This is a genomic window from Bradyrhizobium sp. PRIMUS42 (genome assembly GCF_023006515.1).
In the GTDB taxonomy this organism is placed as follows: domain Bacteria; phylum Pseudomonadota; class Alphaproteobacteria; order Rhizobiales; family Xanthobacteraceae; genus Bradyrhizobium.
Genome location: NZ_JALBGZ010001293.1, coordinates 1 through 918 on the forward strand (window position 1 = coordinate 1; position 918 = coordinate 918).

Annotated in this window: 1 protein-coding gene; it reads right to left on the reverse strand. The window is 65.8% G+C overall.

The window, feature by feature from the left end:
* Positions 1–125: 125 nt before the first annotated feature.
* The coding region (locus MOV75_RS39815; RefSeq protein ID WP_247008326.1) for a CaiB/BaiF CoA-transferase family protein at positions 126–918 on the reverse strand (793 nt) is incomplete at its 5' end.

The following is a 918-nucleotide window of genomic DNA, read 5'->3' on the forward strand; positions in this document are numbered from 1 at the left end:
CCCGATCTGCCGCCAGGCCACGCCTTGACGGACGCGAGCACGGCGTCATCATGGCAGGCGCAGGCGATCCGTACGGCTCAAAACACCGCCGCCATTTAATGGTTGCTACGGATTAGCGCGTGGGACTACTTCGCAGCCTTCCACGCAGCGGTCAAAGCGCCAATCTCCGCACCTTCCGGCTCACGTACCGCCGACGGCGTGCGCGAGAAACGCGGCGCCGGCGCGGGCTGTTTCACGCCGTGGCGTTCGACGAAAACGTTGCGCGCGACCATGTGCGGATGCTGCGTGGCCTCCGACATGGTCAGCACCGGCGCGAAGCAGATGTCGGTGCCTTCCATGATCTTGCACCAGTCCTCGCGCGTCTTGCTCTTGAACACGGCCTTCAGCTTCTCTTTCAGCGCCGGCCAGGCCTTGGGGTTCATCTGCGCGTCGAAGTCGGCGTCGGTCAGGCCCGCGTGCTCGCGCAGCAGGGCGTAGAACTGGGGCTCGATCGAGCCGACCGAGACGAAATGGCCGCAGGCGCATTCGTAGACGCCATAGAAATGCGCGCCGCCGTCGAGGAAGTTCTGGTTGCGGCCTTCGGTCCAGCGTCCCATCGTGGTCATGTCGAAGAAGAACGACATCAGCGAGGCCGCACCGTCGCACATCGCGGCGTCGACGACCTGGCCCTTGCCGGACTTCGAGGCTTCCAAAAGCGCTGCGAGCACACCGACGACGAGATAGAGTGCGCCGCCGCCGAAATCGCCGACCAGGTTGAGCGGCGGCACCGGTGCTTCCTTCGTGCCGATCGCGGCGAGCGCGCCGGTGATGGAGATGTAGTTGATGTCGTGACCGGCCGCGTTGGCAAGCGGGCCTTCCTGGCCCCAGCCGGTCATGCGGCCGTAGACCAGCTTGGGGTTGCGCGCGAGCACGACGTCC